Raw genomic sequence first — 1,200 nt, 5'->3', positions numbered from 1 at the left:
GCCCAGCCGCTGCCGCGCCGCCGCGCCTTGCTGGGCCTGCTGCTGGCGGGCCTCGGCGGGACCTTGCTCGTCTATATGTTCAGCCTGGCCGGCTACCGGGGCCTGGCGGCCGCCGTGGTCCTGCTCGCCGCAAGCTTCGTGCTGGCCGCGCGCCCGCTGCCGTGGCGCCTGGCGCCGGCCAGCGTGCTGTGCGCGCTGTGCCTGCAATTGCTCCTGGCCAGCTGGTGGCCGGACCCCGCTCGCCTGGCGGCCGGCTGGCTGAAAGGGCCATATTTCCTGTTCCTGCTGGCGGCCCTGCTGCTGGCGGCCGTGCTGCTGCCCGGCCCCCCGCGGCCGGACGGCAGCGCCGCCAAAGGACCCGCCAGGCTGGGCCTGGCCATGATGGCGTGGACCTTGCTCGCCTGTAATCTTGGCTGGATCGCCTGGCATTGGGCCGGCAGCCCCGCCCTGCTGCCGGCCGGCCTCGCCGTGCTGCTGGCCGCGCTGATGCTGTGCAACCGCGCCTTGCGCCCGCCGCTGTGGCAGCTGGACCGCGCCAGCCTCGGCATCGCGGGCGCGGCCGGCATGCTGTTGCTGCTGGCCATCCCCGTTTCCGCCAGCTACTACGCCACGGAACGCTTTGCCACCAGCGCGGGCGACTTGCAGGGCCGCTTGCGCCACTGGCGGCAAGTGCTGGCCATGCAGCCGTCCGGCTGGGACAGCCGGCTGTTCGGCATGGGCATGGGCAGCTTTCCCGCCACCTATTACTGGCACAATCCCCAGCGCGACGTGCCCGCCAGCATCACGTATGCCGCAGAAGGTGGCCGCCCCGGCAACATCTACGTGCGCCTGGCCAGTCCCGGCTACAGCGCCGGCTATGGCGAGCTGCTGCGGCTGCTGCAACGGCTGCCCGTGCAGCCGGCCACGCGCTACACCCTGGCGCTGGACGCGCGCCGCGCGGGCGCCATGCCCGTGCTGCAGGTGCGGCTGTGCCAGCGACAATTGCTGTATCCACAAAATTGCGTGAACGCCCCGCTGCGCCTGCGCGCGCCGCCGCCCGGCGCGCCGGCCACGGCATGGCAGCATTACGCGGTAGAGCTCGACAGCGCCGGGCTGGGCGCGGGCGCCTGGCTGCTGCGCCCGCCCGTGCAGCTGGAGCTGGCGGCCAGCGGCGCGGCCGACTCGTCCGTGGTCGACGTCGACAACATCAGCCTGCGCGCG

1 protein-coding gene is annotated in these 1,200 nt (G+C 73.5%); it reads left to right on the top strand.

Annotated features, from left to right (window positions below):
* The coding region (locus CBW50_RS29655) for a hypothetical protein (protein WP_172404934.1) at positions 1-1,200 on the top strand (1,200 nt) is incomplete at both ends.

Origin of the sequence: Janthinobacterium sp. GW458P (assembly GCF_002127585.1) — a bacterium.
In the GTDB taxonomy this organism is placed as follows: domain Bacteria; phylum Pseudomonadota; class Gammaproteobacteria; order Burkholderiales; family Burkholderiaceae_D; genus Janthinobacterium.
This window is presented reverse-complemented; position numbering and strand designations above follow the sequence as displayed.